At 32.2% G+C, this 24,895-nt stretch carries 17 protein-coding genes and 1 tRNA gene; 5 read left to right on the top strand and 13 right to left on the bottom strand.

From position 1 onward, the window contains the following. Nucleotides 1–107: 107 nt before the first annotated feature. Genes ACZIYX_RS02660 through ACZIYX_RS02650 form a run of 3 tightly spaced genes read left to right on the top strand, consistent with a single transcriptional unit; the run spans nt 108 to nt 3,893 of the window. A complete protein-coding gene (locus ACZIYX_RS02660; protein WP_462680649.1) occupies nt 108–1,352 on the top strand; it encodes an NAD(P)/FAD-dependent oxidoreductase in 1,245 nt (414 codons plus the stop codon). Between the two features lies 1 nt (nt 1,353). Continuing rightward, the gene (locus ACZIYX_RS02655; protein WP_462680648.1) at nt 1,354–2,646 is read left to right on the top strand and encodes an aminopeptidase P N-terminal domain-containing protein; all 1,293 of its coding nucleotides are present in this window, start codon (nt 1,354–1,356) and stop codon (nt 2,644–2,646) included. 23 nt (nt 2,647–2,669) lie between these two features. After that, nucleotides 2,670–3,893 carry a M24 family metallopeptidase gene (locus ACZIYX_RS02650; protein WP_462680647.1) on the top strand — a complete coding sequence of 408 codons (1,224 nt, stop codon included), beginning with the start codon at nt 2,670–2,672 and terminating at the stop codon, nt 3,891–3,893. A 108-nt stretch (nt 3,894–4,001) separates the two neighbouring features. Here the strand turns inward: ACZIYX_RS02650 and ACZIYX_RS02645 are convergent, their stop codons facing one another. From ACZIYX_RS02645 to ACZIYX_RS02610, 8 genes are all read right to left on the bottom strand, one after another. Further along, on the bottom strand, nt 4,002–4,172 hold the full coding sequence (locus ACZIYX_RS02645) for a hypothetical protein (RefSeq protein WP_462680646.1): 171 nt from the start codon (nt 4,170–4,172) through the stop codon (nt 4,002–4,004). A 125-nt stretch (nt 4,173–4,297) separates the two neighbouring features. Continuing rightward, complete coding sequence (locus ACZIYX_RS02640) at nt 4,298–6,010, bottom strand: helix-turn-helix domain-containing protein (protein WP_462680645.1); 1,713 nt, start codon at nt 6,008–6,010, stop codon at nt 4,298–4,300. 487 nt (nt 6,011–6,497) lie between these two features. Further along, entirely contained in the window at nt 6,498–7,598 is a 1,101-nt protein-coding gene (locus tag ACZIYX_RS02635) for a DUF4407 domain-containing protein (RefSeq protein ID WP_462680644.1), read from the bottom strand. A gap of 202 nt (nt 7,599–7,800) precedes the next feature. Beyond that, the gene (locus ACZIYX_RS02630; protein WP_462680643.1) at nt 7,801–9,657 is read right to left on the bottom strand and encodes a M56 family metallopeptidase; all 1,857 of its coding nucleotides are present in this window, start codon (nt 9,655–9,657) and stop codon (nt 7,801–7,803) included. After that, nucleotides 9,654–10,025: a BlaI/MecI/CopY family transcriptional regulator gene (locus ACZIYX_RS02625; RefSeq protein ID WP_462680642.1), complete on the bottom strand. Its 372-nt coding sequence runs from the start codon at nt 10,023–10,025 to the stop codon at nt 9,654–9,656. The genes ACZIYX_RS02630 and ACZIYX_RS02625 overlap by 4 nt, the downstream gene beginning before the upstream one ends. Before the next feature lie 142 nt (nt 10,026–10,167). Next, complete coding sequence (locus tag ACZIYX_RS02620) at nt 10,168–13,305, bottom strand: M43 family zinc metalloprotease (protein ID WP_462680641.1); 3,138 nt, start codon at nt 13,303–13,305, stop codon at nt 10,168–10,170. A 577-nt stretch (nt 13,306–13,882) separates the two neighbouring features. After that, nucleotides 13,883–15,529, bottom strand: coding sequence for a hypothetical protein (locus ACZIYX_RS02615; RefSeq protein ID WP_462680640.1), 1,647 nt, complete (start codon nt 15,527–15,529; stop codon nt 13,883–13,885). Nucleotides 15,530–16,002: 473 nt separating this feature from the next. Next, a complete protein-coding gene (locus tag ACZIYX_RS02610) occupies nt 16,003–17,391 on the bottom strand; it encodes a dipeptidase (RefSeq protein ID WP_462680639.1) in 1,389 nt (462 codons plus the stop codon). Between the two features lie 72 nt (nt 17,392–17,463). On the opposite strand from ACZIYX_RS02610, the gene ACZIYX_RS02605 reads away from it, so the two are divergent. Then, nucleotides 17,464–18,156, top strand: a complete 693-nt coding sequence (locus ACZIYX_RS02605) for an aspartyl/asparaginyl beta-hydroxylase domain-containing protein (protein WP_462680638.1) — start codon at nt 17,464–17,466, stop codon at nt 18,154–18,156. Between the two features lie 187 nt (nt 18,157–18,343). Continuing rightward, nucleotides 18,344–18,425, top strand: a tRNA-Leu gene (locus ACZIYX_RS02600). A gap of 415 nt (nt 18,426–18,840) precedes the next feature. Here the strand turns inward: ACZIYX_RS02600 and ACZIYX_RS02595 are convergent. The 5 genes from ACZIYX_RS02595 to ACZIYX_RS02575 form a co-directional block, all read right to left on the bottom strand. Next, nucleotides 18,841–19,359 carry a DUF4302 domain-containing protein gene (locus tag ACZIYX_RS02595; protein WP_462680637.1) on the bottom strand — a complete coding sequence of 173 codons (519 nt, stop codon included), beginning with the start codon at nt 19,357–19,359 and terminating at the stop codon, nt 18,841–18,843. 448 nt (nt 19,360–19,807) lie between these two features. Continuing rightward, nucleotides 19,808–21,109 carry a DUF4302 domain-containing protein gene (locus ACZIYX_RS02590; protein WP_462680636.1) on the bottom strand — a complete coding sequence of 434 codons (1,302 nt, stop codon included), beginning with the start codon at nt 21,107–21,109 and terminating at the stop codon, nt 19,808–19,810. A gap of 151 nt (nt 21,110–21,260) precedes the next feature. Next, nucleotides 21,261–22,565, bottom strand: coding sequence for a DUF4302 domain-containing protein (locus tag ACZIYX_RS02585; protein ID WP_462680635.1), 1,305 nt, complete (start codon nt 22,563–22,565; stop codon nt 21,261–21,263). A gap of 152 nt (nt 22,566–22,717) precedes the next feature. Next, nucleotides 22,718–24,004 (bottom strand): DUF4302 domain-containing protein, encoded by a 1,287-nt coding sequence (locus tag ACZIYX_RS02580; protein WP_462680634.1) that lies wholly within the window; start codon nt 24,002–24,004, stop codon nt 22,718–22,720. Continuing rightward, a complete protein-coding gene (locus tag ACZIYX_RS02575) occupies nt 24,001–24,885 on the bottom strand; it encodes a substrate import-associated zinc metallohydrolase lipoprotein (protein ID WP_462680633.1) in 885 nt (294 codons plus the stop codon). Before ACZIYX_RS02575 ends, ACZIYX_RS02580 begins: the two co-directional genes overlap by 4 nt. Nucleotides 24,886–24,895: the final 10 nt, after the last annotated feature.

The raw sequence follows: 24,895 nt of genomic DNA, 5'->3' as shown, positions 1-24,895 counted from the left end.
ACATTAAATCATTAAAACATTAAATCACTAACACATTAAATCATTAAAACATTAAATCACTAACACATTAAATCATCAAAACACTAAAACATTAACACATCAAACAGATGAAAAACTGTATTATCATCGGCGGTGGAATCATAGGATTATGTTCGGCTTATTATTTACAAAAAGAAGGGCATCAAGTAACTATTCTTGACCAATCCTCTATGGATTTTGGTGCCTCTTATATTAATGCCGGGTATCTTTCTCCCAGTCATATTATTCCTCTTGCTGCTCCCGGAGTAATGAAAAAGGGGTTAAAATGGATGTTCAACTCTACAAGTCCTTTATTTATAAAACCGCGTCTTCATCCAGAATTTCTGGAGTGGACCTGGGCTTTTAACAAATCCTGCTCTGCAAAAAATGTAAATCGGGGGATTCCTGCTATCAAAGATATTGCAGTATTGGGTAGAGACTTATATTCTGAAATTAAGTCTGAAGAAAATTTCTCTTTTCAATTAGAAAAAAAAGGGCTTCTAATGATTTGCCAAACCGACAAAATGTTGGAAGAGGAAATTAAAGTCACCAACATTGCTACTAACGAAGGCCTTGCTGTAAAAGAACTTTCGCTTCATGAGTTAAAAAAGCTGGAACCCAATGCAGATATACAAGCTAAAGGAGCTGTACATTATGCCTGTGACTGGCATACTACTCCACAAACTTTTATGGAGGAAATGAAAAAATATCTTGTAAACTCCGGAGTAGTAATTCTCAAAAATGAAAAAGTTGAGGATATAGCAGTAACCAATAATCAAATTACTTCCGTACAAACTAAAAATAAAACATATACCGCAGATGAGTTTGTTTTGGCAGCCGGATCCTGGTCCAACCTGCTAAGTAAAAAACTAGGGATCAAATTATTGCTGGAAGCAGGGAAAGGATATCGTATTACCTCTGAAAGAGATTTTGGCATCACTATTCCGGCTATATTGGCAGAGGCCAAAGTAGCAATAACCCCTATGCAAAATTTTACCCAATTTGCAGGCACTATGGAAATTGCAGGGATTAATCATAATATTAACAAAGTAAGGGTAGAAGCCATTGCCAATGCTGCCCAAAAATATTATCCTAAAGCAAAACTTTCTACTACAGAAAAAGATACTGCCCAATGTGGATTAAGACCTGTTTCGCCAGATGGAATACCTTATATTGGTAAGTCTAAAAAATGTAAAAACCTAACTATTGCAACCGGTCATGCCATGATGGGTTGGAGCATGGGGCCCTCTACAGGAAAATTAGTTTCTGAAATTGTATCAGACAAAAAAACATCTTTAAAACTGGACTCGTACCACCCCGACAGAACTTTTTAATATGCGATACCAAACTATCCCCAATAGCTTATTCATAAAGAACAGGAAAAAATTTGTTTCCAAAATGAAGGATAATACTATTGCTATCCTTACCTCTAATGACATCAAACATACTAATGCAGACGATGTAATGGGATTTGCCCAAAACAATGATCTGTTTTATTTGTGCGGAATTGACCAGGAAGAAACAATAGTGATGCTGTATCCCGATGCTTATAAAAAAGAAAATAAAGAGATTTTATTTATCAAAGAAACCAGTGAGCATATTAAAATTTGGGATGGGGAAAAACTTACCAAAGAACAAGCATCCAAAATTTCTGGTATTCACAGAATTGAATGGGTTCATGATTTTGAAAAAACACTTCAAAGTATAGCTTTTGAAGCAGATGGTTTCTATTTAGGACATAATGAGCATATAAAACGAGTTACCTATAATCAACAAACACAACAAGACAGAATGATTAATTGGTGCAAAGAAAAATATCCTTTACACCAATATTACAGGGCTGCAAAAATTACAAGAACCTTGCGCCCTGTTAAATCTGATGAAGAAATTGCATTACTACAAAAAGCTGTAGATATTAGCATTAAAGGTTTTCATAGGGTACTTAAAACGGTAACCCCAAATTGTAAAGAATATGAGCTGGAAGCTGAACTAACGTATATGCTTATTAAAAACGGGGGTACAAGACATGCCTTTAAACCCATTGTGGCTTCAGGAAAAAATGCCTGTGCTTTACATTATAATACGAATGACAGTATTTGTAAAGAAGGAGATATGATATTATTGGATTTTGGCGTTTGCTACGGAAATTATAATAGTGATACTACACGTTGTATTCCTGTAAACGGTAAGTTTTCTAAACGACAAAAAGAAGTGTACTCTTCTGTGCTTTATTGCTTAAAAAAAGGGAGCCAGTTACTAAAACCCGGTATACTTCCTGCTGATTATGAAAAACAAATGGTAGCTTTAATCGAAGAACAACTTATTGCACTTGGGCTATTGCAAGCTTCTGATATTGCTAATCAAGATCCCGAAAAACCTTTGTACAAAAAATATTTTATGCACGGTACTGCGCATCATCTTGGATTAGATGTGCATGATGTAGGTTTATATTCTAAAGTTTTAGAACCAGGAATGGTACTTACCTGCGAACCCGGGATTTATATTCCTGAAGAAGGTATTGGTTGCCGATTAGAAAATGACTATTTAATTACCGAAACAGGAAATATAAACCTTACGCAAGCAATGCCGATTGAAATAGACGAAATTGAAGAATTAATAAACACATAACCATTTACTACAAATACTAATTTATGAACGCATTAGGGATAGGTGGTTCTACCATCGAAATAGAATTAAATGCTATACAGCCAAAAGCTCATCTTGTACAACCTATTTTGGAAGAAGAGTTTCAAATTAGAATACACAAAGCCTGTGAGCTTATGAAGCAGCAGGACATCCCTGTAGTATATCTTCATGCAGGAACCAATTTGTTTTATTTTACAGGTACAAAATGGAATCCCAGTGAGCGAATGGTAGGAGCATTACTATTTTCTGATGGAGAGGTACATTATATAGCTCCCCAATTTGAAAAAGGCACTATCCTGGATTTTATGGTAGTAAAAGGCCCTGTTCATTGCTGGGAAGAACATGAAAATCCTTACGAGTTGTGCATAGAAATTCTTAGAAGCAAAAATATAACGCAAGGAAAGATTGCAATGGATGAAGCTACTCCGTTTTTTGTAATCGACGGAATTTTAAAAGTAATCCCGGCAACCTACGGGTTAATTAATGCAAAACCCGTTACTGCTGGTTGCAGAATGATAAAATCTCCTTCAGAAATTGCTATTATGCAAGCCGCTATGGATATAACTCTAGAGGTTCAAAAAGCTGCTGCACGAATATTAAGAATAGGAATAAGTGCTAAAGAGGTTATAGAATTTATTAACGAAGCTCATAAACGATATGGTATACCTTCTGGCTCGTATTTTTGTATTGTATTGTTTGGTGTGGATTCTTCTTTTCCGCATGGAGTAAAAGCACCAAAAAATCTGGAGGAAAATGAAATGGTTTTGATCGATACCGGTTGTGTTTTGCATAACTACATATCCGATATTACCAGAACCTATGTGTATGGTGAAATTAATGAGGAACAACGTAAAATATGGAGTCTCGAAAAAGAGACGCAACTTTCTGCATTTAAAGCTGCTCAATTAGGAAAACCCTGTGCTGTAATCGATAATGCATCTAGAAAAACTCTCGAAGCCAATGGTCTTGGACCGGATTATAAAATTCCTGGCCTACCGCACAGAACAGGACATGGAATCGGATTGGATATACATGAGTGGCCCTACATAGCAAGACATGAAGATACCATCCTCGCTCCCGGGATGTGCTTTAGCAATGAACCTATGATATGTGTTCCCGATAAATTTGGTATACGGCTGGAAGATCATATATACATGACAGAAGAAGGTCCCAAATGGTTTACGCAACCTGCACACTCTATAGAGGATCCTTTTGGAATATCTGTATAAAATAATAGTTCCCGATAATCAAATACATCTATTTTTAGATTTGATTATCGGGAACTATCTTAAAAAGAAAGCTTTCGCTTTTTATTTTCCTATAATAGATTAAGCTTTTTAGTATCTACAACCTTCATTAGCACCAAAAATCAAAGACATAAGTCCTCCTACATTACTGCATCCTTCAATATTTGCATTTCCTCCTTTTACTGCTGTTTTACTTGGTTTATTAAGTTTAGAAACTTTAATTTTTTCTAATTTGATATTCCTTTTTTTGTTTGTCTTCATAATAAATTAATTTAAATGTAAGTAAGTGATTAAATATACTTAATAAAATATTCTTTTACTAGATTGTTTTCTATGCTTTGGTTAAAATTTATAAATCTACAGTGCTTTATTTCATCCTTAAGTAGCTAATTATCAATGTTTTTTATATACTCAGCCGGATTACATCCGTTTTTCTTATAAAAAGCTTTAACAAAAGATTGTATATTATTAAAACCTACTTCATTTGCCATAGATGTTACAGAATATTGCTTAAATTTTTTATTGTTTCTTATTTGTTTCATACAATACTCTATACGCAAATCATTAATGTAATTTGCAAAGTTTTTTTGCTTATCTATATTAATAATCTTAGATAAATATGTCGAATTTGTTTTTAATTTTTTAGCAACTGTTGCCATGGTAACATCATTTTTTATAAAAAACAGATCTTGTTCAAATTTTTCTAATTTTTTTAAAATTTCAAGCCTTAATTCTGGTGCCAACTCAATATCTTTTGCGCTTTTTGCTTTCTTTTGATTTATATTTTGCGCATTTAACAACTTTTCTTGGTAAACTTTCTCATAGTTTTTCTTTCTCTTCTTATAAAAATAAAAATATCCCAAACTTATACATACAATAGCTAATCCGCTAAAAACCCATAATTGATAGATAGTCCCCTTGCTATGGTTCTTAATAGTAGTTATTAATGCTTCTTTATCTTTGATAAGTTGTATATTATCATATTTTTTTACAATATCTATGTGCAATTTTTTAGATTTTGCTGTAAAGCTACTATCCAGCTTTATCAGCTTTTCCATTATTTTTAGCTGATTGATTTTATCATCCTTCTTTTTATAATAATCTATTAATAAAATAAAGGCTTCTCTGGTTTCTAAAGCATAATTAGACACCTGTACCGCAGAGTCTATTTTTTTAAAATACCCTATAGCTTCTTCTTCCTGTTTTAATTGCAACAATGTTTTTCCTAAATATAAATAGGTAACAAGAATATCCCCATAAGGGCTTTCTTTAGATAGGGTTAGCGATTTATTTAAACTATCTAATGCAATAGTATACTCTTTTCTATAATAACTGTTGATCCCATAAGAGGATAATAAATTAGAATAGTATTGAGGTCTGTTTCCTGACAAAGTAGTTGCAATACCCTTTTTTAAATAATAATGTGCGGTATCATATTTCTGTAATCGATTATAGCTGTCTGATAATTTATATAGAGTTGCTATATACTCTGATCTAAATTCATCGATAGTATCCTGAGTGACTAAAAGATCCAGATTTTTCTTGTAGGTATTTAAAGCTTCGTGATCTTTTCCCAGAGTAGTTTTAAGCGTTGCGATATTATGACTTATAGCAATAATATGCCCCATATTTTTGTTGATCTCGGCATGTTTTTTTGAAAACAGATACGATTCCAGAGCTTCATTGTATCGCTCTAACCTTTGCAAAATATATCCTTTTAAAAGATACCCCCTTGCCGGATAATATTCATTTTTAACCCCTCTGGTAATATCGATCATAGAATCTGCGTACAGCAAAGCAACCTCTGGGGTATTTACATTAATTTCAAAAAACATTCGATATCCATTTGCTGTCTCGATACTATCCTTGGTTTTTTTTGCCTTATCAAGATATATATTAGATAGTTTTTTGGTGATAACAGAATCTTTATAATTCTTAATAAAAAGGGACCGTAATTCATCAAAGGTTTTATGCGCTAAAGAATCTGACACCGAATACCTGTTCTCACCAAATTCTTCTTTTAAAATATTTCCTGTTCCTTTTCCGGAGATGAAAAGCAGGCTTATAAAAAGTAAAATAATACAATAAATATCTTTCATTTTTATATTTGAATACTGTGCTTATAAATATCTTTTTGCAATATAAGGGATAACCGTATAATGAGCCATAATCTTAATCGTAAATCACAAAAAAATCTTAAAAAATATTGAATTAAGTTCTAATCGATTGTTTAGCAAAAAAGTAATAAAACATATTCTAGACTAGAAAAAAAATAAGAAAGAAAAAAATCGTGCTTTACCAAAACAATGTTATAATTCTACTTTTTATGAATTCGATTCTATTGCAAATAAATCCTTTAGAACATTACCAATCGCCCCAATGGAAGTATTGGTTCTTATTTTTTAAATTTTAATGGATTAATGGCTCTTTAAAAACAGTGGTTAAGATTTATAAATATTTCTGTTAAAATTCACAAATCCTAACCATTATAACTTAACTTTTATGGTGTAGCCAAAAGACGACATAAATGGAAAGGAATTAGAATTTCATGAAATCGAAAATTCACTTTTTTAAAAATAAATTTAGCTATAAAATCCCTGTTTGTCGTTTATAAAAAGCATCTTGTTGCTTTTTCATCATCTCCCGGGCTATTTTTTTCTTATACGCATATAACTCTTCTTCTTCGGTAAGATCTCCATATACTTTATCATTTATGACATGATCTGTTTCTAGCATTGTTTTTCTTTGTGCCTCTTTTTGCGATACCCAGGTTTTTATTTCGCTTTCCAGATCTGCAGATCTAAAATCATATTCCCCTTTTGGAGAAAGTAGTTTTGCAAAAATTGGCGAGGTTTCTATTGCCAGAAATAATAAAAAGATAAAAAACGAAGGTAACCAGGGTAATTTGTTTAGAGCAGTAACCCGTGCCATTAAACCATCAAAATTATCAATAATTGGCTGTGATGTATTTACTTGATCTTCATACTTTGCAGCTAATTCTGTTTTTTGAGTTTCTAAAGCTACTATTTTTTCTGAATTTGCTTTTTTCAATTCTGACAACTCTGCCAAAGCAGTATCATGTTTATCCCGCTTTTCTTTATACACCGGTCCTTTACCTATAATTTCGGTACCTTTTCTTCCTTCTGCTTCTGCTATATAGGTTTCATAAAGGGTATTTACTTCTGTTTCTTTGGTAATGATTTCTTGTTTAAGGGATTCAATTTCAGAATCCAGTGTAGTAATTGCAGGAGTATACTGGGTTGCAATTTGTTCTTTATTTGCTAATGTATATTCATTTTTTTGTTCCAGTAATACTCTGTCAATTTCTTTCTCAAAGATCTTTAGTTCTAATGGTTTAGAAATAACTACAGCAATAATTACTGCTAAAATAATTCTGGGAGAAGCTTGTAGCAATTCGTCCATAAAATTATCTTTTTTCTTAATAGTAGAAACTATAAACCGATCTAAATTAAAGATCAACACTCCCCAAATTAAACCAAAAAAGGCTGCAACAAAGTAATTATCAAATACTGTATACAATGCATAGCTGGCGGCTATAAAAGCCATAATAGCAGTAAAAAAAACAGTAGCTCCTATACCTGCATACTTGTTTTGTTCGCCACCAGAGCTATCTGTTAATATATCTGCATCTGCTCCTGAGCATAAAATAAAAAAACGTTTTAACATAATCTAAGGGTTTTTTGATGATGAATAAAGATATAACGCTGGTTTATAAACAAATGTTGCAAAAAAACCTCGTAGAAACGAGGTTTTTAAGTATGAGTCAACAGCCTCGAAGTCAGTTTACAAGGTATGCTCTCAAAAGTATATTTTGTTCTTGATGTCAAGTCTAAGTAAATAAGTCCCAAAATAAGGGTTAACAGATTATTTACTCTTTTCTTGATTTTCTAGCTTTTTCTCTTAGTTTTTCAGCTTCTTTTCTGGCTTCCTCCATAGCTTTACGTGCCTCCTTTCTAGCTTTTTCAGCCTCTTTTCTTGCCTCATCACGAGTTTTCATTGCTCTTTCAAGTACTTTTTCACGTGCTTTTTCTGCATGTTTTCTGGCTTCTTCTGCATGTTCCCTTGCCTTCTCTGCTTTTCTCATTCCTTCTTCTCTCACTCTATGAGCTCTTTCTTGAGATCTGTAAGCCATTTCCATAGCAATCTCTCTCGCCTCTTGGGCTGCTTCTAAAGCGGTTTCCCGAGCCTCCTTTGCTGCTTCCATGGCAATTTCTCTAGCTTCCTGAACTTCTTGCATGGCTATCGTTTTTAAGTCCTCTGCCTCTAATTCAGCCTCTTCTGCTCGTGTCATTGCGATTTCTCTTTCTGCCTCTGCCTGCTCGTATACTATCTCTTTTTTTCTTTCTGCCTCTACCCTAGCTTGTTCTGCCTCCATAGTTGCTTGTTCTATTTCATTTTCTACCTCATCAATTTCGATCTGCTGTATATTAGATGGAGCTTTGGGAGGTGTTGGTGGCATTGGAGTATCACTTTGTTCCCCTTTTTTTACTTTTGGTGATGATGGTATTGGCAATATACTTTTTTCTCCTTTTCTAACTTTTGGAGCAGATGGTAATGGTGGTGGAGGCGGGATCAGATCATGACCGTCGGGATTAGCTTTGTATAACCTTGTATTTCTATATGCTTGATTAAGTTCTTGAACAAAGTTATCTTCTGAGTTCATAATCTGCACATCAAATTGAAATTCGGTTAGTTCATCATCTTTCCATTGCTTTGTTAACTCATCTATAGTAGCAGCAAAACCATCTGCACTGGTAGTTATATCATTAACAGTAATTTGTTCCTTTTGTACCCGAATCCTGATTTTTTTATCCGGATGCGTGGATGCTACGTTTTTTGTACACTTTATATTTTTTTGCTGTGCTACAATTTTATTATTAAAAAGTAACATACAGATAAACAAGATTGGTAAAAGTAGCAGCAATCTTGCTGCTACTTTTGTTTTAGAAAATTGTTTTGACATCATAACGATTCGTTTTTTGGTTAATGAATAATTGATAGGACTTGTTAACACAGTGTGATGAGTACTGTTTGGATAATTAACAAGTAAGTTCATGTATTGACATATTGAAAACTGTTGTTTTAATACGGTTTGATCTGCAAGAAATTCATGATTTAATCTAATTGATTTTTTTATCCAGAACCACATTGGATTACACCAAAAAACGACCTGTAATATCTCTACAAATAAAATATCCAAAGTGTGTTTTTGTTGTACATGGGTTTTTTCATGTAAAAGAACCTCTTGCGGAATTGTTTGACTCTTAAATTCTTTTTTAGGGACAAATATATATTTCAAAAAAGTATATGGTACAAGTGGATTATCAAGAAGCACATTGGTATGTGAAAGCTCTTTAATATTTTCATTCTGTCTTACTTTCTTCATCAAATTGCGGATGTTTTTTATAAACCGAATCGCAAAAATCAAAGCTCCTGTGCCATAAATGCTCCATAAAATTATTGAAAGATAATCTATAAAAGATTCCTTTTCTGATATTTCTTTTGCTTGTGTAACATAAGTAACCGGTTGTTGCAGGTTTTCTTGAATATCTACTACATCTGTTGTGTATGTAAAAGTGAGCAAAGGAATAGTATATCCAAATATCAGGCTAAACAGCAGATAAAATCTTTTAAAATGGTGCATGTTTTCCCGTTCTAAAAACAATGTATAAAACCCCCATAACAAGGCTATACACAAAGATGATTTTAGGGCATATACAATCATTTTTTTTGTTTTTGAATTTGTTGGTCTACTATTTTTTTAAGCTCTTCTAATTCGGTAGTGGACAAATTAGTTTCTGATGTAAAAAAGGAAGCAAATTGAGAAGCCGAATCATTAAAAAAAATCTTTATTAACCCGTTTACATGTTTAGAAAAATAGTCTGTTTTTTTGACTAGTGGATAATATTCTCTTGACTTACCATATAATTTATAATCAATAAATCCTTTATCTGTCATTCTTTTTAATAATGTAGCCACAGTGGTAGTTGCAGGCTTAGGCTCTGGAAAAGCGTCTAATATATCTTTCATAAAAGCTTTATTCAGCTTCCAGAGATACTGCATTACTTGTTCTTCTGTTTTTGACAACTGCATTGTTCTACATTATTAGAGTTTACTCTACAAATGTAGAGTAAATTTTTGTGTAATCAAAAAAACTACCCAAAAAATTAAAACAAAGAGTTTAAACTTTATTTTAATTTCGGGTAGTTCTTTAAAAACAAAAAATACTACGAATTTATTTTTTTACTATAGTATGAATTTCTGAGGTTGTGTTAGACTTAAATTTCACAAAATAATTTCCTTTATTGGTGATTTTTTCCCCAAAAGATACTACTCCCGGATTTACAATGTATTCTTTGTAAGAAATAAGTCTTCCTAACATATCATACATACTTACCTCTATTTTCTCATTTCCTAATTTTGTCAAATCAATATTAGTGGTTTCTGTAAATGGATTAGGATATACCGTGATCATATTTTTTGAAACTTCTTTTACTTTAGCAGTATTTCTTTTGGTTATAAGACCTTGGTTTGGAGTGGTATTATATGCATAGTCTAATATGGTATAGGATAATCCATCATTGGCAACAGTAGCATAAAACCACCCATAATGTGTGTTCCCGTTAATTTTAAAAGTAAATCCTATATAACCTGATTTTCCATTCCAATTTGTATATGAAGAAGAACCAACCACATAGCTATTAGAGTTAGCGACAAAATTACTGGATGCGCCAACTTCTACTCCTTCTGCTATAAAGGTTACATTACTTGTAGTCCCTTCGCATACTACATCTTTATTATAAGTAACTAATCTTATAGAGTTATTGCTATACCAAGCTCCAAATCCATTATCATCTCCTGCTTCTATCCTGAAAAAGTCCCATGTTTTTGATGAACTAGCCGTTCTGTCTTGCATATCTACATATACTACAGTACCATTGTTTGCACAAGGAGTACAGGAACCTCCACAATCTACCCCTGTTTCGTCTCCATTTTGGATACCATCGTTACACGTTGGGTTAGAACCACCTCCATCTCCTATAGAAACTGTATAATCTTCTACTTCTCCATAGCTAAAAGATCCGCATGATGGTGGTATTGCATTATATTGCATTGCTACCCTCATCCTTGTATTTCCATTTTTAGCTTGAGACGGAACTATAAAACTACCGCTTACCGAAGTGTCTTTTGATGCAGATTTACTCCATACCTGTTCTTCTGCATCTGCAAAATCGCCATCCTGATTATAATCAATCCACACACTATACCCTTCTGAATATGTTGTTGATCTCCAAGTTGGTGTTATTGTTATAGTATTTGTTTTCCCTTTAGAAAGATTTGTAGACACCGATGTAAAATCATTATAGCCTCCTGTACCTGCCGCCGATGTTTTATCTATTGTCCCTAACTGAACTCTGCTTATATACTCATCGGATGAACTGTTTGCTTTTGCATCACAATAGATAACATTAGTATTACATGGGGTACAAGATCCTCCGCAATCTATACCTGTTTCATCTCCATTTTGTATACCATCGTTACAAGTAGGATTATTTCCTCCGTTCCACTCTTTACTTCCTGCTTTAATAGCTCCAAAAGGCTCTGTACTATATGCATAATCTAATAAAGTATAGGAGGATCCATCTGCATTTACCTGAACTCTAAACCATCCATAATTGGTTTTTCCTGAGTATATTTCTAATTGAAATCCTATATAGGCGGTTTTTCCATCCCAGGCGGTATAACCTGCATCTCTAATTACATGTAAATCCGGATAAGCTCCCCCATTAACCCAGCTACTTTGTGCAGATATTAATGTGTTTTCTGCAATTGGCAAAGGATTTCTTGTTCCTGATGAGCAAACTAATGCTTTTTTGTACGTTTCTAATTTTAAAGCATTCTTTTCAAAAAAGGTTCCGAAAGAATTACTATCTGCTCCTGTTATTCTAAAAAATGTCCATGTTGTTGTAGCATTTGCTGTATAATCATCATTGTTTACATACACCACTTTATAAGGATCATAAAAAGAAAAGTTAAAGGAAACTTTGTCTGTATTTAAGGTATTTGTTCCTCCGGAAATAATAGCGTTTTTTAGCGTAATAGTCCCTGCTGCATTATTTGCAATAGTGTGATTATTAGCACTCCCGTTAAATCTTACTCTTAACTTTGTATTACTAATTACTGTTATTGTTGGCGAAAATCCTTGAGGAAGGCTAGAAGTATAATGTGTTCCTTGTGTAAGAGTTCCTGAACTTATAGAAAATGTCCCGTTTTGAATATCAATATCGTAATAATCATCTACCAATGTACCATTATTATCTAAAGATTCTTCTACCGTATTGTTGGCTACTAAAAGGGCTGCTCCATTTAGGTTCACTCCTGTAGCAATTAGGTTAGCCGGTTGCCATAATGGTTTTCTTGATGGATGTTGTAATGCTGCCAACATTCTGCTTACCTGTCCTTTGGTATACATTTTTGCACAGCCTGCTGCTGCATCATACCCCATATAATTTTCATAATTAATCAAATTCCCACAATCACTAGCTCCAACAACACATCCATCGTCTCCAGAATCCGTATCTTCTTTAGGAGTATCGTTTACCTGATCTCCGTTCGGGTCATCACAACCTCCTTCAAAAGTATGTATCAAGTTAAGCCAATGACCAAACTCATGGGTAAAAACAGATGCAAATTCTTTACCGGTATTACCGTGCAAATACTGCCCGTTATACACTACTCTTGCTATGTTTTCATCAGACATTGTAGTATCCGGGTACCATGCTACTCCCGAATTGTTAGAAACGCCATCTCCATAAAGATCTCCTGTGATATAAACATTCATGTATTTATAATTATCCCATCCGTCTGCTGCTACAACCGGACTGTTATAATTACCCATTCCAGATGCTACGGGATGAATGATTACTCCATTGGTGCTACCTCCATTAGGATCAATTTTTGCCAAGGCAAACTTTATACTTAATGTAGATTTACGTCCATCAAAAACCGGATCGATCGTATTAAAATCATCATTAAGTCCATTAAAATCTTTGTTAAGAGCATCCAGAGCCCCTTGTATTTTGTCGTAATTTACCGTTTTACCATGTTGTACTGTACCATATACATGTACAACGACTGGTATTGTGTAGGTTTCTGCTGCTTTTTGAGAAAATGATTTACTTTGAACAAAGTTTTTAGTAAACTTATTAAAGTTTTCATTTTCAGTTCGTGCCTTGGGGTTTGCCAAAAAATTATATTCATTGGCATTTTGTGTTTGGCATTTTTTAGCATCTACAGGCTGTTGCCCAAAAAGAGTTGTGAAATAACCACATAACAAAATTGCTAAAAAAAAGTTTCTAGTTTTTATAATCATCTGAATTTGTGTTTTTAGTTGAGATAAAAATAAAACTATTGACCTGCTTAGAGCTATACTATAATAACCAAACACTGTACTATATTATCTGCTTCATGCTATTTTAACACTTATACTTTCAAAATCACAATATCAAAGCTTAATCACTGTTGATTTTTTAAAACAAAAAGAACACAAATGAGGCTGTCTAAAAAGTAATTTTTGATGAAATTCAGCTAAATTATTTGTAGTATTTTCTAAAAAAACTTTATTTCTTTCAGTAAAATCTTCTTTTAGAGTCGGTTTCTTGAATTATTCATAATAAAAAAAGAGGGGGTCTGAAAAGTCAAACATCCTCTTTTGTTTTATTATACCATTTTAACTTTGAAATAGTGCGTATAGAAATTGAATTTATTTTTAAGTATTCAAGGCAAAAAGCTTGTGCCTGACTTGATTTGGCATCAAGCATAGCTGTAGTTACGATTATCTTTTTTAACGAAGAATACTTGAAAAAGAAATAATTTATTAGTGCTATTTCAAAGTTAAAATGGTATTAGTCTGTTAATTATTGATAAACAAAATCCAATTTTTAATAAATCTATTGAGAAATAACCGAACTGTTACCATTTCCTTCTTGAGTTATAATTACTGATAACGAAGTGCCTTCCTGAGAGGCTGTTAAACTATTAGCATTACCAATTTGTTTTGTATTTAGGATATTAGAATCCCCGATCTGAGTGGCATACGCAGTATTAAATGATCCTTCCTGAGCAGAAATCATCATATTCGTATTTCCGTGTTGTAACTGAGACAAAAGGTTTTCTTCTCCACTAAGACTCATATTGTTTTGTCTAGCTTCCATTAGATTGTATTTTCCTTGCACTTGAGTTTGCTCAATGGTATTAGAAAACCCATTTTGCACACTTACTATTTCATTTATATCTCCATTACTCTTTGCTACTGCTATATTCCTTTCTCCTTCTTGGGTTTGTGTGATCTTAATACCAATTCCACTTTGTAATATAGCCATAGCTTCATTATAGTTTCCTACCTGATCTTGTTGTAGTAAGACTTCAAACTCTTGAGAAGAAGAACTAAATGAGCTACTTACAACCGCTTTATTGTCCTCACCAGCTTGTTTTTGATTAGTCCTAATGTTATAAGCATATATATGTGCTGAAGAAGCATCATTTCTTACTCCTTCTTGTTTTTGGGTCACAAAACCTCTACCTTCTAAGGTAGCAGAAGCATGATTATCTTCTCCTACTTGGTTTTGGGAAATATAAGAAGGACGTGTACCAAACTGATCTATTTTATCTTTAGAAGCATATGCTGTATTTCTAACCCCTTCCTGATTTTGATTTATTATAGAAAACTCCTGAGGTTCCTGCTGAGCAAAGGCTTGATTAAAATCCCCAATTTGATTTTGTGTAATAGAATGCCCATGATTCTGTATCGCAATAGCACTATTATAATTTCCGTTTTGAGATTGATTAATCGAACTATCCCCAAAACCATGTGGCTCTGAGAATTGGCTTGCATCTGCAGTATTTCCTAATCCATTTTGATCCTGGACAATACTACTTTGATTATAGTTTCCACCATATTGAGTTGCTAATGCACTATTGTATTCTCCAGATTGTTTCTGCTCTATACTAGAACTAAATCCAAAAAATGAACTTTGATTTGCTACAACTTGATTAAATTCTCCTTCCTGATTTTGTGCAATCGTTCTAGGGTTATAATCATTATCTGATTGACTCGCCTTTGCTATATTAAAGTTACCTTTTTGTGTTTGATCAATAATATTTTTAATATTTTCTGTAAACATTAAATCTATTCCTTGTATTGCTGTTGCTTTGTTTAAATTACCTATTTGAGTTTGTTTAATTTTACTTTCTATAATATCTGAATACTGAATAGCTTCTGCACTATTTGATACTCCTAGCTGGTTTTGGTATACTAAATTAAAATCTCCTTGCTGCATAACATACACATCATTTTGATTACCTGTTTGGATTTGGCTAATAGTGCCATTACCTATTGTTTCACTTTCTACACCTTGTTTTGCTATAGCAATATTAAAATTGCCATCCTGAACAATTGTTAAGGTGTTGTTTACTCCTTTTTGAGTGATTTCTGTTTCATTGCCTTTTCCTGTTTGACCGACATCTATAATATTGTTTTGAGCAAAAGTAAATGCTACACATAATACTGCCGAAAAGCTTAATACTGTTTTTTTCATCGTACCTGTTTTTAATTATTAGAAATTGATTTTAACAATGTATATTAATCCAATTAGTACTTACGATAAAGCTTAAAAATAGAAATTATGGGGATACCTTAAATTTACGATTAAAAAAAAATGAAACATAAAATATATTTCTGTTTTCGATAAAATGTATAGGTGTATTTTAAAAAGTAAGTTATTTCTTCCTAAAACAATGATTTACATACGGTTTGTGATTTAAAATCCGGTGTGTCTTTTTTATGTCTTAGGGACACTTACCTGTAAATCTTTTTTTAATAATGATCCAGGTAATCACAAAAAAGATATAACGAATAGACCTACTCTGATTATAAATCAGGGTAGGTCTATCGCTTATTATCTATAGTTTGACGTAGTCAATTACTTTGAGGCTAGCCTTCTGTTGAAATTTTCTCTTTCATTTCGAGACAAGCCTCGAAGAATTAAGCCTAAAATGTGAATTAAAAATCTTATTTATTTAATTCTGTAAAATATTTATAAAAAAGAGGAATCGTTTCTATTCCTTTTAAGTAATTCCAAACCCCAAAATGCTCGTTAGGAGAATGGATGGCATCACTATCCAAGCCAAATCCCATTAGGATGGTTTTACTTTTTAGCTCTTTTTCAAATAAAGAAACAATAGGGATACTTCCTCCACTGCGTTGTGGGATAGGGATCTTACCAAATGTATCTTGATATGCTTTGCTGGCTGCCTGATACCCAATATTATCTATTGGGGTAACATAACCTTGACCTCCATGATGTGGAGTAACTTTTACAGTTACTGCATCTGGAGCTATACTTTCAAAATGTTTTTTAAATAGTTCTGTTATCTCTACCCAATCCTGATTAGGCACTAATCGCATTGAAATTTTGGCATACGCTTTACTGGCAATAACAGTCTTGGCTCCTTCTCCTGTATATCCTCCCCAAATTCCGTTAACATCTAGGGTTGGACGAATAGAATTACGTTCGTTGGTGGTATACCCTTCTTCTCCATATACTGCTTTAATATCTAAAGCTTTTTTATAGGCATCCAGAGAAAAAGGTGCTTTTGCCATTTCTGCCCGTTCTTCTTTAGAAAGGTTTTCTACCTTATCGTAAAAACCGGGAATGGTAATATGATTGTTATCATCATGCAGAGATGCAATCATTTTTGTTAATATATTGATCGGGTTTGCCACTGCTCCTCCATACAAACCACTGTGTAAATCTCTATTAGGTCCTGTTACCTCAACCTCAACATAACTTAGCCCTCTTAACCCTGTAGTAATAGAAGGAACATCTTTGGCAATCATTCCTGTGTCACTAATTAAAATTACATCATTAGCTAATTTTTCTTGATTACGTTCTACAAACCAACTTAGGCTCTTACTTCCAACTTCTTCTTCTCCCTCTATCATAAATTTTACGTTACAGGGTAGTTGGTTAGTTTTGGTCATAATTTCTAACGCTTTAACATGCATGTACATTTGCCCTTTATCATCACAGGATCCTCTTGCAAAAATTGCTCCTTCGGGATGAATTTCTGTGTTTTTAATCACAGGTTCAAAAGGGGGGCTATCCCATAAATTTATGGGATCTGGAGGTTGCACATCATAATGCCCGTATACTAATACTGTTGGCAAGGTTTTATCTATAATCTTTTCTCCATATACAATTGGATATCCTGGAGTTTCACATATTTCTACTGCATCGCACCCTGCTTCTTTAAGTCGGTTGCTGACCTCTGCTGCTGTTTTAATCACATCCTCTTTATAGGCTTTATCTGCACTAATAGATGGAATTTTAAGGAGTTCAAGAAGTTCATTTATAAATCGGTCTTTATGTTCCTGAACGTAAGATGTTATATTTTGCATGAAATTGAATTTATTTCTGCCTAAAAGTAGTAAAAATGAAGTAATTTGCTAGTATAACCAATGCATCCTTTTATGGAAAATATATATTTAAAAATTCCTTTTTTATTTTCTCAAAAACAACTTTTGAAAGATTTGCATATTTGTAAATCAAACTTATTTGTCCCTCATTATAATACCAGAGATTATTCGGGGCAATGGAAATCTATAGCTCTTAGATCTCTTACCGGAGAAACAAATCAAATATATGCACATTCTTCTGGCACAAATAATTATAAAAACACTGCATTACTAGATAATTGTTCTTATTTTAAAAAAATAATTTCTTTATTTGAATGTGAAAAAGAATCTATTCGTTTATTAAATCTTTCGCCCAACAGTCAAATAAAAGAGCATACCGATCTCAATTTAGGGTATGAAGATGGATTTTTTAGAATACATATTCCTATTACAACAAACCCTAATGTCCTTTTTTATATTAATAATACATTGGTATCCATGGCTGCAGGCGAATGTTGGTACGGAAATTTTAATCTTCCTCACCGAGTAGAGAACAATGGTTTAACCGATCGTATACATTTGATTATAGATTGTATACGTAATACCTGGTCGGATAGCCTATTTACCAAAGCGGGATATAATTTTGAGAAGGAAAATAAACTTCTGGTATACAATGAGGAAACTAAACTTAAAATGATTGAATTGCTGGAGAGAATGCATACCGAAACTTCTAAAAAATTAATACAGCAGTTAAAATCTGAGCTATGAAAACAAACGATTTTTATATAATTATCGTTTTCATTTTAAGCTTAAAATAAAGGGGTTATAGTGGCACTCTTTAAATATTTAAAATATTATTGAAAAAAAACAATTTAAGTTGTTTGCATTTTATACATATTGTGTATATTTGCACTCACTTTTACAAAAAGTCCTAAGTATTGTAAAAGATTGTAATGCGGGCGTGGTGGAATTGGTAGACACGCTAGACTTAGGATCTAGTGCCGCGAGGTGTGGGAGTTCGAGTCTCCCCGCCCGCACAGCAAACAAAAAAGCCGACTTTAACGAGTCGGCTTTTTTGTTTGGGGTTTGGAGGGATCAAGGATCAAGACCAATTGTTGTGTTTATGCAAATATTCTGGTTAATCTAAAAAGAATTCTACATTTTTGACACCTCTGAATGCTTTTATCTTTGTATTAAAAGATTCTGCTGAAGCATTAGTACTTCGTTAATAAAATAATTTAAAATGGACCTGTAGTTGATTGTTATTGTATTAGCTATCGTATTAAATATTTTAAAGCCTGTTTGCTCTACATCTTTATACCAATGTGCTAGGTTTAGTATAAGTGGTTTGTATATAAGTTGAATCTGGGTGTTTGAAGGGATCATTCTCTGGAACTTACGTGATAACTAACTCAAAGACTATATAAGTAGTGCGATAATTCAGGAATCGAACTAACTATGTCGAAACTTAATTCTAATAGAGTGAGAACTATCATTTTTTCTTAAAACCAAAGTACTTTCATCTTCTTTGTTTTTTGTATTTTTGAAAACAATCTCGTTCTCTTTTACAGAGACTAATTTCCATTTAAAGTCAAGCCTTTTAAATGGTTCTACAAAACTAGCCACATCACTGTTTGGGTCAAATAACAAGGTAACTTGCTTATCATAAGATAACATGTAACCAGAATCTTGTGATCCTACCCCTTTTATACGGGATTGAACGGATACTTTGTTTTTATCTTTAAAATTAAAATACACCAGTACCGAGCTTTTACCCTTATTATATTTATAATTTGCATACCAACCATTTTTACTTGAAAGCAGTTTAGTACTTAACTCTTCTATTTTCTCTTTAGCTCTTTGTTCTGATAACTGCTCAACTTGAGGTTGGGCTATTTCATCTTTAATTTCGCTTTTTTTGCAGGAAAAGATTGCTAATGAAATCAGCAACAGGTATGTTCTTTTTTTCATCTTAAATTCTTTTTATTAAGTAAAAAGGTTTTACAGTGCCAGTCAAGAGCTTATCAAATACCTATAAAACGTCATTTTTAAGTGCATTTTGATAAGCTCAATGTGACACGCTGCTATTTTTTGTTTTGATTAATATCGCGATATAGATAACACAGGCTAAATACATCTTTTTTATTATCAGATATTTGATACAGAATCTATAGCTAAAGTATTTTTGTCACTATAAAAAACCTGTTTTAACTGGTCTTATATAATATACATTAACAACGATGTTATCCCTGTTTTTTTAGTCTCAAACAAAAATAATTTGATTCTCTTTATAATGATTTTATTTAAAAACCTTTATATCATTTTATTTCACAAATACCAAAAAACCAAACAATAGAACTCCTGTATCAAATAAGAGATTTCTATTCCAAAAAAAGTAATGATCCAAAATTATATTTAATTAAAAAAGATCTTTCTTTGCGCTTTCTAGTCTAAAATAGAACTTAGGGTCTGCTCTGGAAACAACAATAAATGAACCATTATTCTCGTATGGCACTATATCAAATCCTTCTACTGCTTTCATAAAAGCCATAAAATCATTTAAAATTTTATTCTTAGAAGCCAATTCTTTAATATTTATAACAGTTTCATCTTTTTTTAAACTGATTATGTCTTCTCCTATTTTATTATGGCCTTCATAAATGTTAAAAGCTAAATCCAAATCATTTAATCTAGTTTTTAGTGCAAAAGCAATAACATTATCATTTCTACGGTTAACGAACCATTGCACTCCTATTATTTCTTCAATTTTAAGTACACCTTCTAATAATTGTTTAAATGCAGGACTAGGGTCTTTAAAGATAAAACTCTTTTGTTTTTGTTTTAAAAAAGCATCTGCGGCCCCCTCATTCGTTAAAACTTTTGACCCATAAGTAATCGATCCTTTTAATTCAGAATTTTCTATATTAAATTTTTTGCTGGCACTGTCATACATAAAATCTTTGACCTCGATACCGTTAACATATAGTGGTTTTTCTAAAGTAAATTTATCTTCTGAAACTGCTAAAACCTGGCTTCTATGATATTTCTTGTTTCCTTTTTTATCCTGGTTCGTAAATACTAATGAAAAACTATTTTCATCAAAAGAAAAAGCATATCTATGATTTACCCCTGTAATTTCTAAATTTCTATAATAAGATGCTGCAGGATCATGAGATAATTTTGGTGTTAAACTAATTTGTGCTTTAATTATGTTTTTAATTTTGGTAGAGTGAGAACCGTCACTTTTTCTTAAAGTCAAAAAACTTTCATCTTCTTTTTTGCTTTCTGTATTTTTAAAAATAATCTCATTCTCATTTATAGCAACCAATTGCCATTTAAGAAAACCTCTTTTAAATTCTTCTACATGACTAACTATAACACTATTGTTGTCAAATAATAAATCAACTTGCTTTGTATAAGATAGTGTATAACTGGATTCTTTTGACTCAAACCCTTTGACAGGCGATTGAATCAGCACTTTGTTTTTATCTTTAAAACTAAAATACAGTGGTACCGGGGTTTTATCTTTACTGTATTCGTAATCTGCATACCAGCCATTTTTACTGGAAAGCAGTTTAGAATTTAGTTCATTTATTTTCTCCTGAGTCCTTTGCTCTGCTAATTGATCAATTTGGGCTTGTGTAATTTCATCTTCGACTTTACTTTTTTCGCATGAAAAGATAGTTATCGAAACTAGTAATATATATATTATTTTTTTCATCGTATATTCTATTATTTTTATTTATACCAACATTTATTTTGAAATAGAAATTTTGTCTTAACAAACATCCTCTTTTTATTTCTACCTAAAATAATTCTGGTTCTAATTATATGGATCCCTCTAATTGCAGGTAAACATATTTATGTTTTTATTACCGATTCTCTGTAAGTTTAAAAAAGATATTAGGGGATTTTTTTGAAACCAGCGTATAGGTTTCTTCTCCTTTAGAGTTTCTTTTTTGATTATTTATTACATAAAACCCTTCTGATTCAGAACAAAGCAAAAAATGATCATCAATAGCTTTTTTACTATCTCCAGAAAATGCCCCTGAGAGATCTGTATTACCTGCCCTTGGAACAATAATTATGTCTTCTCCTCCTTTTTGCATTCTTGTTGCTACATCATTTCCAATCCATCTTTTATTATTACCATCTTTTATGAATATATTAATACCATCCCGAGATACATCTTTTGTAAAAACATACCATTGTATTTGTGCTACTCCTTTTATATTAAAGATTGCATCTACAAATGGTTTAAATTTAAGGCTAGGTTGTGTTTGAATTAAATTAGTTTTTCTAGGTGTAAGAAAAGCATCTGCAGCTCCTTTATATGTTAATACTTTTGAGCCATAAATAATTTCTCCTTTTAATGAAGAATTTTCTATAATAAATTTTTTATTTGTGCTATCATACGAAAAATCTTTGATCTCTTTGCCATTTACAATTAATGGGGTTTTTAAAGAAAATTTACCTTCTGAAACAATCGAAATTTGACTTATATGTTTTTCTCTCTTTCCTTCAGCATTTTCAGATACAAAACTTAATGAAAAATTCTCTTCATCAAAAGAAAAGGCATATCTGCGATTTACTCCTTTAATTTCTAAATTTCTAAAATAAGACTCTGCCGGGTCATGAGATAAATTAGTTATTAAATTATCCCGAGCTATTATTAAATTAGCCTGAGCTTTAATTATATCCTTAATTATGGCAGAGTGAGAACCGTCGCTTTTTTTTAAAACCAAAGTACTTTCCTCTTCTTTATTATTTTTAAAAATAATCTCGTTCTCTTTTATAGCAACCAATTGCCATTTAAGGTCAGTCCTGTTAAATTCTTTTACAAAAACATTGTTCTTGTCAAATAACAAATTAACTTGCCCTTCATAAAATAATGTATAACCGGATTCTTTGGATTCATATCCTTTGATAGGTGATTGAATGGATACTTTGTTTTTATTTTTAAAATTAAAATACAGCAATACTGTTTTTTTTTCTTTATTATACTCATAATCTGCATACCAGCCATTTTTACTTGAAAGCAATTTAGAGTTTAGTTCCCCTATTTTTTCTTGAGATTGATCATTAACTTGAAGTTGGGGAACTTCATCTTCAACTTTATTTTTTTTGCATGAAAATATTACTAATGAAATTAGTAATAGATATATTATTTTTTTCATCGTGTATTCTATTATTTTTATTTATATCAATATTTACTTTTAGGTAGAAATTTTGTCTTGACAAACATCCTCTTTTTATTTCTACCTAAAATAATTTTGGTTCTAATTATATGGATCCCTGTAATTGGCAGGTAAACACATTTATGTTTTTATTACCGCTTCGTTGTAAGTTTAAAAAAGATATTAGGGGATTTTTTTGAAACCAGCGTATAGGTTTCTTCTCCTTTAGAGTTTCTTTTTTGATTATTTATTACATAAAACCCTTCTGATTCAGAACAAAGCAAAAAATGATCATCAATAGCTTTTTTACTATCTCCAGAAAATGCCCCTGAGAGATCTGTATTACCTGCCCTTGGGACAATAATTATGTCTTCTCCCCCTTTTTGCATTCTTGTTGCTACATCATTTCCAACCCATCTTCTATTACTACCATCTTCTATGAATATATTAATACCATCCCGAGATACATTTTTTGTAAAAACATACCATTGTATTTGTGATACTCCTTTTATCTTAAAGATTGCATCTACAAATGGTTTATATCTATGACTAGGTTCTTTTTGAATTAAATGAACTTTTCTAGGTGCAAGAAAAGCATCTGCAGCTCCTTTATATGTTAATACTTTTGAGCCGTAAACAATTTCTCCTTTTAATGAAGAGTTTTCTATAATAAATTTTTTATTTGCACTATCATACGCAAAATCTTTGATTTCAATACCATTAACGTATAATGGGTTTGTTAGGGAAAATTTATCCTCAGATATATTTAACATTTTGCTTGTATGAACTTCTCTATTTCCTTGTTCGTTTTCAGATTCAAAAGTTAATACTAAACTCTCTTTCTCAAAAGAAAATGCGTACCTTCGTTTTACTCCTTTAATTTCTAAATTTCTAAAATAAGACTCTACCAGATCATGGGATAGTTTAGGGATGAGTTTCGCTAATTTATCTAATGTATTGGCGTGGGAACCATCACTTTTTCTTAGGATCAGGGTGCTACCTTTATCTAATCTTTGTTCTTTACTTTTAAAAATGATTTCGTCTTCTTTTAAAGAGACCAATTGCCATCTAAAATCAGCTCCCTCCATTCTTTCTACAAAATGGGCTAAAACATTGTTTGTGTTAAATATCATATCAACATTTTCTGTATAAGACAATGTATAACTGGTTTCTTTGGATTCAAAACCATTGATATGAGATTTGATTACTACCCTGTTTTTATCTTTAAAATTAAAAAACAGAGGCTTTACTTTCTTATTATTATCGTGTTTGTATTCTGTATACCAGCCTTTTTGGTTTGATAATAGTTTAGAATTTAATTCATCTATTTTTACTTGAGTTCTTTGCTCAGGGGATTGGTCAAATTCATTTTCAATTTTAGCCTTTTCACAAGAAAAAACTATTAATGAAACTAGTAATAGGTATATTATTTTTTTCATTGTCCATTGATTTTATTTTGCACTTCTACTCTTGTTTTTTCAATATCAATACCTCTTCCAGACAAGAAGCTTTTTAGTATAGCAAACTTTTTCCTGATATGGGAACGTCCTTTATTATATTCTATAATTTGCCTAGCTGAATCGGGATTGTTTGCCGGTATTGCCTGATCCACAAACCTGATATTTACATCTCTCTGACTGCCAGTAACATACAAAGCATATAACTCTACAAAATCCTCTTCAACACTTTTTGTAGCATACGGAGTAACCATACCTAACGTAATAGCTCTATCTAAATTTATCGTTTTCCAACCGTTCCTGGTATAGTTATTTGGCGTAACTTTTCTATACTCATCTGGTAGTTTAAAGGTTTGGTGCAAGATATGGCAGTATTCATGAAAAGCAGTACTTAACTGAAATTTAACCCAATTTTTGTTTTTTACATCAAAGCTGTTACATTCTGTAAACCGTATTAGTGTTCCTCCTTCTGCTTGGCCCGATATCCTTGACCCATCTAGGTTAAAAGCAGGTGAGCCGGTATACACTATCTTTTTTGGAAAAGTTTTTTTCACCAGTGCTTTGTTAGAAGAAGACTCTAAAGGTTTTACCCAATAATCCAGTAAAAATCGGGATGTTGGCAATACTAACTCTTCTTCAATAGGCGCTATATTATACCAATCATTGGGCAACAGGTTTTTTATGTACCGGTATTCTACTCTAGTATTATATGGAGCAAACATTTTCTGCAACTCAATATCAATACTGGATTGTTCTATATCCGGAAAAATTGATTCTTCAGAAGGAGCTAAACTCTCTTCGCTCTTATCACAAGAGCAAATTATTACTCCTAATAGCAATAAATACATTATACTTTTTTTCATAATAAAAATT

It is taken from the genome of Aquimarina sp., from assembly GCF_977115655.1.
Note: the sequence above shows the minus strand (reverse complement) of the source record. Positions and strands in the feature narration are given on the sequence as shown.

What these genes read in the sequence shown, in the direction of transcription:
- ACZIYX_RS02660 (WP_462680649.1), top strand. Translation starts at nt 108, where the DNA reads ATGAAAAACTGTATTATCATCGGCGGTGGAATCATAGGATTATGTTCG.
- ACZIYX_RS02655 (WP_462680648.1), top strand. Translation starts at nt 1,354, where the DNA reads ATGCGATACCAAACTATCCCCAATAGCTTATTCATAAAGAACAGGAAA.
- ACZIYX_RS02650 (WP_462680647.1), top strand. Translation starts at nt 2,670, where the DNA reads ATGAACGCATTAGGGATAGGTGGTTCTACCATCGAAATAGAATTAAAT.
- ACZIYX_RS02645 (WP_462680646.1), bottom strand. Translation starts at nt 4,172, where the DNA reads ATGAAGACAAACAAAAAAAGGAATATCAAATTAGAAAAAATTAAAGTT.
- ACZIYX_RS02640 (WP_462680645.1), bottom strand. Translation starts at nt 6,010, where the DNA reads ATGAAAGATATTTATTGTATTATTTTACTTTTTATAAGCCTGCTTTTC.
- ACZIYX_RS02635 (WP_462680644.1), bottom strand. Translation starts at nt 7,598, where the DNA reads ATGTTAAAACGTTTTTTTATTTTATGCTCAGGAGCAGATGCAGATATA.
- ACZIYX_RS02630 (WP_462680643.1), bottom strand. Translation starts at nt 9,657, where the DNA reads ATGATTGTATATGCCCTAAAATCATCTTTGTGTATAGCCTTGTTATGG.
- ACZIYX_RS02625 (WP_462680642.1), bottom strand. Translation starts at nt 10,025, where the DNA reads ATGCAGTTGTCAAAAACAGAAGAACAAGTAATGCAGTATCTCTGGAAG.
- ACZIYX_RS02620 (WP_462680641.1), bottom strand. Translation starts at nt 13,305, where the DNA reads ATGATTATAAAAACTAGAAACTTTTTTTTAGCAATTTTGTTATGTGGT.
- ACZIYX_RS02615 (WP_462680640.1), bottom strand. Translation starts at nt 15,529, where the DNA reads ATGAAAAAAACAGTATTAAGCTTTTCGGCAGTATTATGTGTAGCATTT.
- ACZIYX_RS02610 (WP_462680639.1), bottom strand. Translation starts at nt 17,391, where the DNA reads ATGCAAAATATAACATCTTACGTTCAGGAACATAAAGACCGATTTATA.
- ACZIYX_RS02605 (WP_462680638.1), top strand. Translation starts at nt 17,464, where the DNA reads ATGGAAAATATATATTTAAAAATTCCTTTTTTATTTTCTCAAAAACAA.
- ACZIYX_RS02595 (WP_462680637.1), bottom strand. Translation starts at nt 19,359, where the DNA reads ATGAAAAAAAGAACATACCTGTTGCTGATTTCATTAGCAATCTTTTCC.
- ACZIYX_RS02590 (WP_462680636.1), bottom strand. Translation starts at nt 21,109, where the DNA reads ATGAAAAAAATAATATATATATTACTAGTTTCGATAACTATCTTTTCA.
- ACZIYX_RS02585 (WP_462680635.1), bottom strand. Translation starts at nt 22,565, where the DNA reads ATGAAAAAAATAATATATCTATTACTAATTTCATTAGTAATATTTTCA.
- ACZIYX_RS02580 (WP_462680634.1), bottom strand. Translation starts at nt 24,004, where the DNA reads ATGAAAAAAATAATATACCTATTACTAGTTTCATTAATAGTTTTTTCT.
- ACZIYX_RS02575 (WP_462680633.1), bottom strand. Translation starts at nt 24,885, where the DNA reads ATGAAAAAAAGTATAATGTATTTATTGCTATTAGGAGTAATAATTTGC.